Source organism: Paraburkholderia panacisoli, from assembly GCF_008369935.1.
GTDB classification, from domain to species: domain Bacteria; phylum Pseudomonadota; class Gammaproteobacteria; order Burkholderiales; family Burkholderiaceae; genus Paraburkholderia; species Paraburkholderia panacisoli.
This window is the reverse complement of record NZ_VTUZ01000048.1, coordinates 1-14,035: the sequence shown is the minus strand read 5'-3', so window position 1 is coordinate 14,035 and position 14,035 is coordinate 1. Positions and strand designations below refer to the sequence as shown.

Annotated in this window: 15 protein-coding genes; 8 read left to right on the top strand and 7 right to left on the bottom strand. The window is 61.7% G+C overall.

Annotated elements, in window-relative coordinates:
* Positions 1 to 32 precede the first annotated feature (32 nt).
* The 4 genes from FVF58_RS41440 (at position 33) to FVF58_RS41425 (ending at position 3,108) form a co-directional block, all read left to right on the top strand.
* Entirely contained in the window at positions 33 to 1,064 is a 1,032-nt protein-coding gene (locus tag FVF58_RS41440) for a CDP-6-deoxy-delta-3,4-glucoseen reductase (RefSeq protein ID WP_149675431.1), read from the top strand.
* Between the two features lie 57 nt (positions 1,065 to 1,121).
* Positions 1,122 to 1,325, top strand: a complete 204-nt coding sequence (locus FVF58_RS41435; RefSeq protein ID WP_149675430.1) for a hypothetical protein — start codon at positions 1,122 to 1,124, stop codon at positions 1,323 to 1,325.
* Between the two features lie 109 nt (positions 1,326 to 1,434).
* Entirely contained in the window at positions 1,435 to 2,619 is a 1,185-nt protein-coding gene (locus FVF58_RS41430; protein WP_149675429.1) for an acetylornithine transaminase, read from the top strand.
* 18 nt (positions 2,620 to 2,637) lie between these two features.
* The gene (locus tag FVF58_RS41425; protein ID WP_149675428.1) at positions 2,638 to 3,108 is read left to right on the top strand and encodes a GNAT family acetyltransferase; all 471 of its coding nucleotides are present in this window, start codon (positions 2,638 to 2,640) and stop codon (positions 3,106 to 3,108) included.
* A gap of 113 nt (positions 3,109 to 3,221) precedes the next feature.
* Here the strand turns inward: FVF58_RS41425 and FVF58_RS41420 are convergent, their stop codons facing one another.
* The 7 genes from FVF58_RS41420 to FVF58_RS41390 form a co-directional block, all read right to left on the bottom strand.
* The gene (locus tag FVF58_RS41420) at positions 3,222 to 3,938 is read right to left on the bottom strand and encodes an ABC transporter ATP-binding protein (protein ID WP_149675427.1); all 717 of its coding nucleotides are present in this window, start codon (positions 3,936 to 3,938) and stop codon (positions 3,222 to 3,224) included.
* Positions 3,938 to 4,750: an ABC transporter ATP-binding protein gene (locus FVF58_RS41415; protein ID WP_149675426.1), complete on the bottom strand. Its 813-nt coding sequence runs from the start codon at positions 4,748 to 4,750 to the stop codon at positions 3,938 to 3,940. The genes FVF58_RS41420 and FVF58_RS41415 overlap by 1 nt, the downstream gene beginning before the upstream one ends.
* 115 nt (positions 4,751 to 4,865) lie before the next feature.
* Positions 4,866 to 6,035 (bottom strand): ABC transporter permease subunit, encoded by a 1,170-nt coding sequence (locus FVF58_RS41410; protein WP_149675425.1) that lies wholly within the window; start codon positions 6,033 to 6,035, stop codon positions 4,866 to 4,868.
* 26 nt (positions 6,036 to 6,061) lie between these two features.
* Positions 6,062 to 7,012, bottom strand: coding sequence for a branched-chain amino acid ABC transporter permease (locus tag FVF58_RS41405; RefSeq protein WP_149675424.1), 951 nt, complete (start codon positions 7,010 to 7,012; stop codon positions 6,062 to 6,064).
* 228 nt (positions 7,013 to 7,240) lie between these two features.
* The gene (locus FVF58_RS41400) at positions 7,241 to 8,440 is read right to left on the bottom strand and encodes a branched-chain amino acid ABC transporter substrate-binding protein (protein WP_149675423.1); all 1,200 of its coding nucleotides are present in this window, start codon (positions 8,438 to 8,440) and stop codon (positions 7,241 to 7,243) included.
* Positions 8,441 to 8,983: 543 nt separating this feature from the next.
* On the bottom strand, positions 8,984 to 9,943 hold the full coding sequence (gene ispH / locus FVF58_RS41395; protein ID WP_149675422.1) for a 4-hydroxy-3-methylbut-2-enyl diphosphate reductase: 960 nt from the start codon (positions 9,941 to 9,943) through the stop codon (positions 8,984 to 8,986).
* 2 nt (positions 9,944 to 9,945) lie between these two features.
* The gene (locus FVF58_RS41390) at positions 9,946 to 10,401 is read right to left on the bottom strand and encodes an FKBP-type peptidyl-prolyl cis-trans isomerase (protein ID WP_149675421.1); all 456 of its coding nucleotides are present in this window, start codon (positions 10,399 to 10,401) and stop codon (positions 9,946 to 9,948) included.
* A gap of 212 nt (positions 10,402 to 10,613) precedes the next feature.
* On the opposite strand from FVF58_RS41390, the gene radC reads away from it, so the two are divergent.
* The 4 genes from radC to nadB all read left to right on the top strand — a co-directional run bounded on the left by radC (position 10,614) and on the right by nadB (position 13,898).
* Positions 10,614 to 11,402: a RadC family protein gene (gene radC / locus FVF58_RS41385; protein WP_149675420.1), complete on the top strand. Its 789-nt coding sequence runs from the start codon at positions 10,614 to 10,616 to the stop codon at positions 11,400 to 11,402.
* A gap of 240 nt (positions 11,403 to 11,642) precedes the next feature.
* A complete protein-coding gene (rpmB, locus tag FVF58_RS41380) occupies positions 11,643 to 11,876 on the top strand; it encodes a 50S ribosomal protein L28 (RefSeq protein ID WP_007180631.1) in 234 nt (77 codons plus the stop codon).
* 10 nt (positions 11,877 to 11,886) lie between these two features.
* Positions 11,887 to 12,054 carry a 50S ribosomal protein L33 gene (gene rpmG / locus FVF58_RS41375; RefSeq protein WP_006050116.1) on the top strand — a complete coding sequence of 56 codons (168 nt, stop codon included), beginning with the start codon at positions 11,887 to 11,889 and terminating at the stop codon, positions 12,052 to 12,054.
* A 245-nt stretch (positions 12,055 to 12,299) separates the two neighbouring features.
* A complete protein-coding gene (gene nadB, locus FVF58_RS41370; RefSeq protein ID WP_149675419.1) occupies positions 12,300 to 13,898 on the top strand; it encodes an L-aspartate oxidase in 1,599 nt (532 codons plus the stop codon).
* Positions 13,899 to 14,035: the final 137 nt, after the last annotated feature.

Sequence of the window (14,035 nt, the reverse complement as noted above, 5' to 3'; positions counted from 1 at the left end):
CGATTCCCGACTTTACGATTTCGAACACTTCTATGGCATTTAACGTCACGCTCCGGCAAAGCGGCCGGCAGTTTCAGGTAGAACAGGACGAACCGGTACTGAGCGCCGCCTTGCGTCAGGGCATCGGCCTGCCGTACGGCTGCAAGAACGGCGCTTGCGGATCGTGCAAAGGCGCGGTGGTGAGCGGCGAGGTCGAACAGCGCGCGCATTCGTCGTCGGCCTTGTCGAACGACGAAAAGACGCGCGGCATGGCACTGCTGTGCTGCGCGACCGCGTGCTCCGATCTCGAAGTGGACATCCGCGAAGTGGCCGGTGTCGGCGACGTTCAGGTCAAGAAGCTGCCCTGCCGCGTGAACGCGATCGAGCGCAAGGCCGACGACGTGATCGTCGTGAAGCTGCAACTGCCCGCCAACGAACGTCTGCAATATCTGGCCGGCCAGTACCTCGAATTCATCCTGAAGGACGGCAAGCGCCGCAGCTATTCGATGGCGAGCGCGCCGCATACGGAAGGCCCGGTCGAATTGCATATCCGTCACATGCCCGGCGGCGCCTTCACCGATCACGTATTCAACACGATGAAAGAGCGCGACATCCTGCGCTTCGAAGCACCGCTCGGCACGTTCTTCCTGCGTGAAGATTCGGACAAGCCGATCGTGCTGCTCGCTTCGGGCACGGGCTTCGCGCCGCTGAAGGCAATCGTCGAGCAGGCGGTGTTCAAGAACCTGGAGCGGCCCATGACGTTGTACTGGGGCGCGCGTCGCAAGAAGGATCTGTATCTGCTCGAGCTGGCCGAACAATGGGCGCGCGAGATTCCGAACTTCAAGTTCGTGCCGGTGCTGTCCGAACCGGACGCAAGCGATGCATGGACGGGCCGCATCGGTTTCGTACATCGCGCGGTGATCGAAGACCTGCCCGATCTGTCGGCTTACCAGGTGTATGCGTGCGGCGCGCCGGTGATGGTCGAATCGGCGCAGCGCGATTTCACCCAGCATCACGGCCTGCCGGAAGACGAGTTCTACGCGGACTCGTTCACGAGCGAAGCGGATCTGGCGAACGCGGTTTGAGCAATCAAACGGTCTTGTCGACTCGTCGATAAGACCGCTCTCGCACAACGTGTCAGCATGAAGACGGACGCGGAAAAATCCGCCTTCATGCGCATCGCTGCAAATTCATGGTTTACACCATCGCTTTTCCTGTCGTATTCTTTCGCGCATGAACCGCATCCAGTCCGAACTTCGACGTCGCCGCTCGCCGCTCCCTTAGGGACGCCGCTGGCTTCGTCACGGATTCGCGCCGCACAAGGGCGCAAGCTGTTCGAATCATGAAAGCCACGGCATGCCGTGGCTTTTTGTTTTTTCCGGCCGCAGTTTCATCTTCGGCCTGCCCGTCATTCACTTTCACCTGCTTTCACCCCGTTCCCTGGAGCCCGCCGACATGAATTTCAATGAGTACCCTATCGAGTCGCTGATGTACATCACGAACCGGCCCGAAATCGTTTTCACGCACGGCAAGGGCTCGTGGCTCTATGACAATAACGGCAAGCGCTATCTCGACTTCATTCAGGGCTGGGCGGTCAACAGTCTCGGTCATTGCAATGACGGCATGATCGAAGCGCTGAACAAGCAGGCGAAGCTGTTGCTCAATCCGTCGCCCGCGTTCTACAACGAACCGATGGCGCAGCTCGCCGACCTGCTCACGCAACATAGCTGCTTCGACAAGGTGTTCTTTGCGAACAGCGGCGCCGAAGCCAACGAAGGCGCGATCAAGCTCGCGCGCAAGTGGGGCAGGAAGTTCAAGGACGGCGCGTTCGAAATCATCACGTTCGATCACAGCTTCCACGGCCGCACGCTGGCCACGATGTCGGCCAGCGGCAAGCCGGGCTGGGACACGATCTACGCACCGCAAGTGCCGGGCTTCCCGAAGGCGGATCTGAACGACATCGCATCGGTGGAAAAGCTCATCACTGCGAAGACGGTCGCCGTGATGCTCGAACCGATTCAGGGCGAAGGCGGCGTGATTCCCGCTTCGCGCGAATTCATGCAGCAACTGCGTGAGCTAACGAAGAAGCACAATCTGCTGCTGATCGTCGACGAAGTGCAAAGCGGCTGCGGCCGCGCGGGCACGCTGTTCGCGTATCAGCTGTCGGGAATCGAGCCCGACATCATGACGCTCGGCAAGGGCATCGGCGGCGGCGTGCCGCTCGCGGCGCTGCTGTCGAAGGCGGACGTCGCGGTGTTCGAAGCCGGCGATCAGGGCGGCACCTACAACGGCAATCCGCTGATGACCGCGGTCGGCTATTCGGTGATCTCGCAACTGACCGCGCCGGGCTTTCTCGAAGGCGTGCGGGCGCGCGGCGAGTATCTGCGCTCGAAGCTGCTGGAGTTGTCGGAGGAACGCGGCTTCAAGGGCGAACGCGGTGAAGGCCTGCTGCGCGCACTGCTGCTCGATAAGGACATCGGCCCCCAGATCGTCGAGAAGGCACGCGACATGCAGCCCGACGGCCTGCTGCTGAACGCGGCGCGTCCGAATCTGTTGCGCTTCATGCCGGCGCTGAACGTGACGAACGAAGAGATCGACCAGATGATGGCGATGCTGCGTTCGATTCTCGACACGCTATAACCGACCAGGAGTACGCTGATGACGACTGGCGCCACGCTATCGATCCGCCGCTTCGACGCGCGCGATACCGATGCGGTGGTCGCGCTGTGGCAGCAAGCCTTCCCCGAGTACCGGGATGTGACGAGGCCGCAGCGCAACCCGCATCTGTCGATCGCCAACAAGCTGGCGACGCAGCCGGAACTGTTCTTTGTCGCGGTGTTCGACGAGCGTATCGTCGGCACGGTGATGGGCGGCTACGACGGCCACCGTGGCTGGATGTATTCGCTCGCGGTGGATGAGTCGCTGCGCCGTCATGGGATCGGCACGCGCCTCGTCGCGCATGTCGAGCAGGCGTTGACCGAGCGCGGCTGTCCGAAGCTGAATCTGCAGATATTGTCCGCGAAGGACGATCTGCGCGCGTTTTACGAAGCGCTCGGGTATCGCGCCGATGCGGTGATCAGTCTTGGCAAGCGGCTTGGCGCGTTGGCGGATCCTACGTCGGCCGCTTGATCGGTCGCACGCCTGAATGGCAAAGGCCGCATGCGATTTCTCGCATGCGGCCTTTTTTCATCGGTACGGCAGAATGGCTCAGCCGGGCTTATTCAAGTGGATCATTCACCCGCTTATTCACCCAGATACGCCGCCCGCACCTTCGGGTCATCCAGCATCTGCTTCGCGTCGCCGGACATCGTGACCAGACCCGAGTCCATCACGTAGCCGCGGTTCGCCGCCTGCAACGCCAGACGCGCGTTCTGCTCGACCAGCAGCACGGTCATGCCTTCGCCCGAGATCGCCCGCACCACTTCGAAGATCTTCTCGACCATGATCGGCGACAGGCCCATCGACGGTTCGTCCAGCAGCAGCAATTTGGGACGCGAGATGATCGCGCGCGCCATTGCCAGCATCTGCTGTTCGCCGCCCGAGAGCGTGCCCGCGTATTGCGACGCGCGTTCCTTCAGACGCGGGAAGAAGCCGAACATGCGATCGACGTCCGCCTTGATGGCGTCCGTGTCGGTGCGCAGATACGCGCCCATCTGCATGTTCTCGACGATCGACATGCGCGCGAAGATGCCGCGCCCTTCCGGCACCATCGCCAGACCGCGCTTGAGCAGTTCGTGCGCCGGGATGCCCTTGATCGACTGGCCCATGTACTCGATGTCACCCGCCGAGTACGGCTTCAGACCCGTGATCGCCTTCATCGTCGTGGTCTTGCCCGCGCCGTTCGCGCCGATCAGCGTGACCAGCTCGCCCTGCGCGACTTCGAGGTCGATGCCCTTGACTGCCTGAATGCCGCCGTAATTGACCTGCAGGCCCTTGATTTTCAACATTGCCGTTGCCATTAGTGGACCCCCGCACCCAGATAAGCTTCGATCACCTTCGGATCCTTCTGCACGTCTGAAGGCAGACCTTGTGCAATCACCTTGCCGTAGTCGAGCACCGTCATCTGGTTGCACAAACCCATCACCAGTTTCACGTCGTGCTCGATCAGCAGGATCGTCCTGCCGTCCGCGCGGATCTTGTCGAGCAGCTTGGTCAGCTCGACCTTTTCCGTCGCGTTCATGCCGGCCGCCGGTTCGTCGAGCGCGAGCAGCTTCGGGTCGGTCGCCAACGCACGGGCGATTTCCAGACGACGCTGGTGGCCATAGGACAGATTGCGCGACGTGTAGTCCGCGTACTGCGCGATGCCGACGTACTCCAGCAGTTCGATCGCGCGTTCCTTGATCTCGCGTTCTTCCTTGCGTTCGGCCGGCGTCTGGAACACTGCGCCGATCAGACCGTGCTTGGTGCGCACGTGGCGCCCGACCATCACGTTCTCCAGCGCGGTCATGCCACCGAACAGACGAATGTTCTGAAAAGTGCGCGCAATGCCTGCCTTCGCCACCTGATACACCGCGGTCGGCGTGTAGTTCTCGCCGTCGAGCTTGAATTCGCCCGAATCCGGCGTGTACAGACCCGTGATCACGTTGAAGAAGGTGGTCTTGCCGGCGCCGTTCGGGCCGATCAGACCGTAGATCTGGCCGGCCTTGATTTGCAGGCCGACCTCGGACAGCGCCTGCAAGCCGCCGAAGCGCTTGTTAACGCCCTTCACCGACAGACGGATCTGCTCGCTGCCCGAACCGGTGCCCACGTTGTTGCTTACGTTATCGCTCATGTGTTTCTCCTGTCGACCGGAGTTGGCGCTTCAGCGCTTACTCCGGTCCCATGCACGGCTGTCGACCGGAGTTGGCGCATTAGCGCTTACTCGGGTCCCATGCCCGGTCGGTTCGTTACGCGCGCACCGGCTTCTTGCCGCTGCGCTTCGCCAGTTTCGCAATCTTGTCTTCATGCTTCGGCGACGGCCACAGGCCTTCCGAGCGATACAGCATGATCACGACCATCGCGAGACCGTAGAGCAGCTGACGGATCACTTCGGTATCGACAATTTCGTGGCCGAAGATCATGTTCTGCAGCGGACCCATCGTCGAGCGCAGGAATTCCGGGAACACCGCGAGCAGCACGGCGCCGAGAATCACGCCAGGAATGTGGCCCATGCCGCCGAGCACCACGCACGCCAGCACCACCACCGATTCCCAGAACGTGAACGATTCCGGCGACACGAAGCCCTGGAACGAGCCGAACATCGCGCCCGACAGACCGCCGAACGACGCGCCCATCGCGAACGCCAGCAGCTTCACGTTGCGGGTGTTGATGCCCATCGCCTTGGCGGCGATTTCGTCTTCACGGATGGCGGCCCATGCACGGCCGATACGCGAGTGCTGCAGACGCGTACAGGTCCAGATCACGAACAGCGCGCACAGCACGAACAGGTAGTAGTACGAGTACACCGACGGGAACTGGAAGCCGAACAGCGAGTGCGTCTGCGCGAGGCTGAAGCCGCCCGCCTGCACCGGATCGATCCCCGTGATCCCCTTCGGGCCGTTGGTGATGTTCACCGGACGGTCGAGGTTGTTCATGAAGATCCGCACGATTTCCCCGAAGCCCAAGGTCACGATCGCGAGGTAGTCGCCGCGCAGACGCAGGGTCGGCGCACCGAGCACGATCCCGAAGAACGCCGCGAACGACATCGCGACCGGCACGATGATCCAGATCGGCACATGCAGCCCGTTCGGAGCCAGATGCGCGATCCACCCGAATTGCGACGCGAGGTGCGGCGAACTCAGCAACGCGGCCGTGTAGGCGCCGATCGCGTAGAACGCGATGTAGCCCAGGTCCAGCAGGCCGGCGAAGCCGACCACCACGTTCAGGCCCAGCGCGAGCATCACGTACAGCATCGCGAAATCGAGCACGCGGACCCAGTAGTTGCCGCCGGCCGCGCCGATGATCATCGGTGCGGCGATCACGAAGATCGCCGTGATGATGCCGACGGTCAGCGTCTTCGTCAGGTTCTTTTCAGGGATGAGCGTCGTGGACGGCTCGATCGGTTGAATTGAGGTCATGTCTGTTTACTCCTTATGGCCCGGGATCAAGCGCGATCCGCAACGCGTTCGCCGAGCAGGCCCGACGGACGGAACACCAGCACGACGATCAGCACGATGAAGGCGAACACGTCCTGGTAGTTACTGCCGAAAACTCCACCCGTGAGGTTGCCGATGTAGCCCGCGCCCAGCTGTTCGATCAGGCCGAGGATCACGCCGCCCACCATCGCGCCGCCGAGATTGCCGATACCGCCCAGCACCGCCGCGGTAAAGGCCTTCAGGCCGGGGATGAAGCCCATGTAGAAGTGTGCGTTGCCGTATTCGGACGCGATCATCACGCCGGCCAGTGCGGCAAGCGCCGAGCCGATCATGAAGGTCGCCGAAATCACGAAGTTCGGGTTCACGCCCATCAGGCTCGCGACGCCCGGATTCTCGGCGATCGCACGCATCGCGCGGCCGAGCCTGGTCTTGTGCACGAGCAGCAGCAGCCCCCCCATCACGAGGAACGCCACCACGATGATCACGATTTCGGTCATCGAGATCACGGCGCCCGGCGTCGTGTCGGTGGCCTTGATCACGTTGATCGGGTCGGTGGGCAAGAGCTGCGGGAACGGCAGCGGGTTGCGCGACCAGATCATCATCGCGAGGGTCTGCAGCAGGATCGACACCCCGATCGCGGTGATCAGCGGCGCGAGACGCGGCGCTTTACGCAACGGCCGGTAGGCCACGCGCTCGATCGTGTAGCCGACCAGCGAACAAACCACTGCCGCGATGATCAGCGCAATGATCAGCGTCGGCACGTTGCCGAGGCCGGGGAAGTGGTTCTGCAGCACGCCTATGGCGGAAAGCGCGACCATCGCGCCGACCATCAACACGTCGCCGTGAGCGAAGTTGATGATGCCCAGGATGCCGTAAACCATCGTATAGCCCAGTGCGATGATGGCATAAACGCTGCCAAGCACCAGTCCGTTTAGGATCTGCTGGATGAAGATATCCATTTAATGCTCCTTAGCCCGTGCAACTGGATTCGCGTTCTTCATCAGCCGGTGGGCGGTGATGCGCTACGGAATCTCAACGGCACTGCGGGTACTGATGTAAAAGACCGGTAAGGGTTATCCGCCGCCGGTTCGCTCTACGACCGTGATGCGGTCGCGGGCTTGCCTTTGGACGGATGCAAAAACGGCACCGTTGGGTGGTTCGGTGCCGTCAGGCTGAACATCCCGTCATCACATCTTCACGACGTCGAGAACGGCTTTCTTGCCGTCCTTGAAGTCGTAAAGCGTAATGGCGCCCTCTTTCAAATCACCCTTGTCGTCGAACGCGATGTGACCGATTACCCCGTTGTAGTCGGTCGACGGCATCGCAGCCAGCACCTTGGGCGCCTCGATCGAATTAGCGCGCTTCATTGCATCGACAATCACGTACACAGCGTCATACGTGAACGGTGCGTAAATCTGCACCGGCGTGTGGAAGCGGTCCTCGTACTTCTTTTCGAAGTCCGCTCCGCGGTCCATTTTCGAAAGCGCGAGTCCTGCTTCCGAACAGACCAGGTTTTGCACGGCGGTTCCCGCCAGCTCACCCACCTTGTCGGTACACACACCGTCGCCGCCAAGGATTTTTGCCCTGATACCGAGCGCCGCCGCCTGCTTCGTAAACGGCCCGCCCGTCGCGTCCATGCCGCCGAACATGATCACGTCCGGCTGAACACTCTTGATCTTTGTGAGGATGGCCCGGAAATCCGTGGCCCGGTCGTTCGTCGCCTCCCGCGCGACGACTTTCGCTCCGCTCCCCTCGACGGTCTTCGCGAATTCGTCCGCGAGCCCCTTACCGTAGGCTGTTGCATCGTCCACTATCGCGATGCGTTTGGCGCCCAACGCCTTCGTGGCGTAATTGGCGAGCGCCGGACCTTGTTGCGCGTCGGTGGCGACGACCCGGTAGGTCGTCTTGAAACCCTGCTGCGTGTACGCCGGATTGGTCGACGACGGCGAGATCTGCACGATGCCCGCATCGCTATAGATCTTCGAAGCCGGAATCGACACCCCCGAATTCAGATGCCCGACCACCGCGACCACGTGGTCGTCGACCAGCTTCTGCGCGACCGCCGTACCCGTTTTCGGGTCCGCCGCATCGTCTTGAGCGTCGAGCTGCAACTGGATCTTCTGGCCGTCGATCGTCAAACCCTGTGCATTGATTTCCTCGACCGCCAGACGCGCGCCGTTTTCGTTGTCCTTACCGAGATGCGCGATCCCGCCCGTCAAAGGGGCCGCATGACCGATCTTCACGATAGTCGCTTCACTCGCGGGGGCCGCCGCAACCGCAGCCGCCGATGCACCCGCTCCCGCCTCGCCTTCCTGTTTCTTGCCGCACGCGGTCAACATCGCAACCGCTGTCGCGATCGACACGGCGTAAGCAAATTTGACTCGCATTAAGTAGGTCTCCTGCGCCTTGCAAAATCCATTGTTCGGGACCTTAAGGCCTTGAGAACGCGCGCATTGTAACTCCAATTATGCGGCTGGCAATATTGTTGAACCGGCAGGGTTTTCCTGCATTGCAACCTTATTTTGGACGCAAAATACGTTAAAAGGCGCAACCTGGTTGCGCCTGTTTTTCGTGCATCAGTTGCACCACCGCGGAAGCCGATGGCATCAAGTGTTGCCGCCGATCGCCGCGATTGCTTGTTACAGCGTGCTTCGCGTTAAGTATTACCTTTCGCGCGATATCGAGGATTGCGCACTATTTTAGTGCGTCAAAATTCGGCGCAACTAATTAGCGGCTATAAAAATGGGGACGCATCACCGAAAAAAGGATAAAAAACCGGATCACAATTCAAAAGATTTTGTGCGCGAGCCCACTTAAATCCGCTTGTTCTGATGATATGGCACTTTATTTAGAGGGACACCCGCCGCGCCGTGGACGTAAAAAAAGCGCGCCCTTGGGCGCGCCTTCCTTTCAACACGGCCAGCTGATTGTCAGGCCGGTAGACCCAATCCTCGCGGCAGCGGGAAAGCGATGTTTTCCTCGATGCCGTCGAGCGCGCGCACGTTGCGCACGCCGAGATCGCGCAACCGGGCGATCACCGCCTGCGCCAGCACCTCCGGCGCCGACGCGCCGGCCGTCACGCCGATGCGGCGCTTGCCCTCGACCCAGACCGGATCGATCTGATCGGGCGAATCTACCATATAGGCCGGCACGCCGAGCTTTTCGGCCAGTTCGCGCAGCCGGTTGGAGTTCGAACTATTCGGACTTCCGACCACGATCACGACGTCGCATTGCGGCGCCATGAATTTCACCGCGTCCTGGCGGTTCTGCGTGGCGTAGCAGATGTCCTGCTTCTTCGGCTCACGGATGGACGGATACTTGGCCTTCAACGCGCCGATGATTTCGGCCGCGTCGTCGACCGACAGCGTGGTTTGCGTGACGAACGCGATCCGCTCCGGATCGGCCAGCTGCAAGGCCTGCACGTCTTCGATGTCCTCGACGAGATGCATGCCCTCGCCCGCCTGCCCCATCGTTCCTTCGACTTCCGGGTGGCCCTTGTGGCCGATCATCACGATGTCGAAGCCGTCCTGGCGCATCTTCGCGACTTCGATATGCACCTTGGTCACGAGCGGACAGGTGGCGTCGTACACCCGCAGGCCGCGCGACTCCGCTTCCGAGCGCACCGCTTTGGACACGCCGTGCGCGCTGAAGATGACCGTGTTGCCGGCCGGCACTTCTTCCAGCCGTTCGATAAAGATCGCACCCTTCTTGCGCAGATCTTCGACCACATAGGCGTTATGGACGATTTCGTGGCGCACGTAGATCGGCGAACCATGCAGCTTGATGGCCCGCTCGACGATCTCGATCGCCCGATCGACGCCGGCGCAAAATCCGCGCGGCTGCGCCAGCAGGATCTCGGCTTCGGCAAGAGTCGTATCCGTGATGCTCATGTTTACAGAATCCCGATGATTTTCACTTCAAACGCCAGCGCCTGGCCGGCAAGCGGATGGTTGAAATCGAACAGGGCCGACGTTTCGCCGACTTCCTTGAGCACACCGGCGTAGCGCCCGCCGCCCGGGGCGTTGAATTCGACCAGATCACCTGGCGAAAAATCTTCGCCGATTATGCTGTTTTCCCGCAGCGTGGCCAGCGACACGCGCTGAATCAGCTCCGGATTGCGGGGACCGAACGCCTGACCCGGCGTTAGCTGAAAGGTCGAATGGTGGCCCACCTTCAAACCCAGCAAAATATCTTCCAGCGGCGGCGCCAGTTGACCGGCGCCGAGCAGCAGCGTGGCCGGCTTGTCGTTGAAAGTGTTGATGACTTCGGCGCCATCGGCAAGGGAAAGCCGGTAATGAAGCGTCACGTGTGAACCGGGCTTCACTTCGGAAATGTCGATGATGCTCATGTAATGCTCGCTCAGTCGAAGCGCGCTCCACGCGTGCGCCGCAGACGCCGTTGACGCCGCAGTTCACGCGTGCGGCAGACCATCGGGGTGCCGTGCGCAAAGCGTCTATTGTAAGCCACATAGCGGGCGGCGGCTTGGGTCAGTCGTGCGCACGGCGGCACGGCCGCGGCGCCGCCCCGCGCCACCAACCCGAAGCGGAGGATTCTATCTATATGACCGATCATGCCTGCACACATGACGATGCGCCCACGCAGGCGCCGCCGCCGCGGCCGCGGGCACGCGTCGTCGACGCGGCCCGCGAAAGTGCACGCAGCGGGCCTTCAGCGCTCGTGCGCGGCAAATGGCACAAAAACGACATGCCGCGCGAGCGCTTGATCGAACGCGGGCCCAGCGTGCTTTCGGACACCGAGATGATCGTGCTGGTGCTGGGCTCGGGCCTGCCCGGTCACGACGTGTTCGACGTCGCGCGGGTGCTGCTCGACCGATTCGGCTCAATGCGCGCGATGCTCGACGCGACTTACCCGGACTTCGACGGCATCCGCGGCCTCGGGCCGGCGAAAAAAGCGCAGCTGCTCGCGATCATGGAAATGGCGCGCCGCTCGCTAGACGATAAGATGCGCAAGCGCTCGCTGATGAACTCGCCCGAAACCGTGGAAAACTACCTCCGGCTGCTGATCGGCGGCCGTCCACAGGAAGTTTTCGTGTCGCTCTTTCTCGACGCCCGGCATCGGCTGATCCGCTGCGAGGAAAGCGCCCAAGGCTCGTTCACGCGCATGGCGGTGTATCCACGCGAAATCGTGCGGCGCGCGCTGAGCGTGAATGCCGCGAGCCTGATCGTCGCGCACAATCACCCTTCGGGCGCCGTCCAGCCGAGCGCGAGCGATTGCCGCCTGACGCACACGCTGCGCGATGCGCTGGCTTTGATCGACGTGCAACTGATCGACCATCTGGTGATCGGCGCCGACAGTGTCTACTCGTTCGCGCGTGCCGGCTGGCCATGATTGCGTACGAAGCAGGGGCGCACGCACGGCGTGCCGTGTCCGAGGTCGCAAATAAGGTTTGATTTTGCGGCTTTTTTTCCGCTATAATTCCGGTTTGCCTATTTCCAACCCCCTGTTCCGAAGCCATCAAGGCGTTCCGGGAAGGACCAAGCGACTCTAGTTCCAGGAACTTAAGCGCGGCTCTTTTCGGGAAACTTTCACGGCGTTCGAACTCAGAATTAGCGTATTAGGAGTGCTCTCATGGCACGCGTATGCCAAGTAACTGGGAAAGCGCCGATGAGCGGCAACAACGTTTCCCACGCGAACAACAAAACCAAGCGCCGGTTCCTGCCGAACCTGCAAAACCGCCGCATTTGGGTGGAAAGCGAAAACCGTTGGGTGCGTCTGCGCGTTTCGAACGCCGGCCTGCGCCTGATCGACAAGAACGGTATCGACGCTGTGCTCGCAGATCTGCGCGCACGCGGTGAAGCCTAAGGAGTAAATCATGGCGAAAGGCGCACGCGACAAGATCAAGCTGGAATCGACCGCAGGCACGGGTCACTTCTACACGACGACGAAGAACAAACGCAACATGCCGGAAAAGATGCTGATCAAGAAATTTGATCCGGTCGTCCGTAAGCACGTTGACTACAAGGAAACCAAGATCAAGTAAATCTTGGTTCCTGCCTGACGAAGGCAAAAGACATGCAAAAAAAGCCTCGCATCCGTGCGGGGCTTTTTTGTTTGGCGCGCTCTTGTCGCGTCCGATTGCGTCGTTTATCCGCTCCCCTCTCTCTCAAACAGTCTTATCCCGTTCAGCCAGCTTTCCCTCGTCCGCTGCCACGCGTATCCTTTCTCGTTTTAGCGGCGGGCAAATGCGCGCCGTCACGGCAAAAACGAAAGACGGAGATGTAGGCAATGGAATTCGATGTGGCGATTGTCGGTAGCGGTCTGGCTGGTTTGAGCGTCGCGCTCAATCTTGCGGAGTCCCGGCGGGTTGCGGTGATCGCCAAGCGATCGATGACCGAAGGCGCGAGCGACTGGGCGCAAGGCGGCATCGCCGCGGTACTGGATTCGGCTGACAGCATCGAAAATCACGTGCGCGACACGCTGGTTGCCGGCGGCGGCCTGTGCGACGAAGCTGCCACGCGCTTCATCGTCGAGCATGGCCGGGCCGCGATCGAATGGCTGATCGCACAAGGCGTTCCGTTCACCAAAGACGACGCTGCCGAACTCGGCTTTCATCTGACGCGCGAAGGTGGCCATAGCCATCGCCGGATCATTCATGCCGCGGACGCGACCGGCCACGCCGTAGTCGCCACGCTCAGCGAGCGCGTGCGCCGCCACCCCAACATCACGCTGCTCGAAGATCACTACGCGATCGACCTGATCACGTCCGACCGCCTCGGTTTGCCCGGCCGCCGTTGTCATGGCCTGTACGCGCTCGATCTGCAAAGCGGCCGCACCGTGACGATCGAAGCGCCGCATACGGTGCTCGCCACCGGCGGCGCCGGCAAGGTTTATCTGTACACCACCAACCCCGACACGGCGACAGGCGACGGCATCGCGATGGCATGGCGGGCAGGCTGCCGCGTGTCGAACATGGAATTCATTCAATTCCACCCGACCTGCCTGTTCCACCCGTACGCCAAGTCGTTTCTTATCTCGGAAGCCGTGCGCGGTGAAGGCGGCGTGCTCAAGCTGCCGGACGGCACGCGTTTCATGCCGCATCACGACGAGCGCGCCGAACTCGCGCCGCGCGATATCGTCGCGCGCGCGATCGATTTCGAAATCAAGAAGCGCGGCATCGACTGCGTGTACCTCGACATCAGCCATCAGCCGCCTGAATTTCTGCGCGAGCATTTCCCGACGATTCTGGCTCGCTGTGAGGAGTTCGGCATCGACATCACCAAGGAGCCGATCCCGGTTGTGCCGGCCGCACACTACACGTGTGGGGGCGTCGTGACCGATCTTGCGGGCCGCACCGACCTCGCCGGGCTGTATGCCGTCGGCGAGACGTCCTGCACCGGCCTGCACGGCGCGAACCGGCTGGCCAGCAACTCGCTGCTCGAATGCCTCGTGATCGGCCGCTCCGCTGCGCAAGCGATCGAGGAAGAAGGTTTCAGCGCGGCAGTCCATGCCCCGCTGCCGGACTGGGACGAAAGCCGCGTCTCCGACCCCGACGAGGAAGTGGTGGTCGCGCACAATTGGGACGAGCTGCGGCGGCTGATGTGGAATTACGTAGGCATCGTGCGCACCGACAAGCGGCTCGCGCGCGCGAAGCATCGGCTGGCGCTGCTGCGTGATGAAATTCACGAGTATTACGCGAACTTCAAGGTCAGCCGCGATCTGCTCGAACTGCGCAATCTGGTCGACGTCGCGTCGTTGATCGTCGAGGGCGCGCGCGCACGGCGTGAGAGCCGCGGCCTGCATTTCAGCCGCGACTGGCCGGCCACGTTGCCCAAAGCGCTGCCGACGGTTCTATCGCCGGAATACGTGCGCAATCGCAACGTGTGATGGCGATGCGCTAAAATCGGCATAGGGGACGGCTATGAGGCCGTACCCCTGCCACACCACCCGGCATGCGGGTCCGCACCGGGCGGTTCGGGGAGTTGAGGTTAGGAGAGTCGGGGTACCCCCAGCCGGTCGAAGTA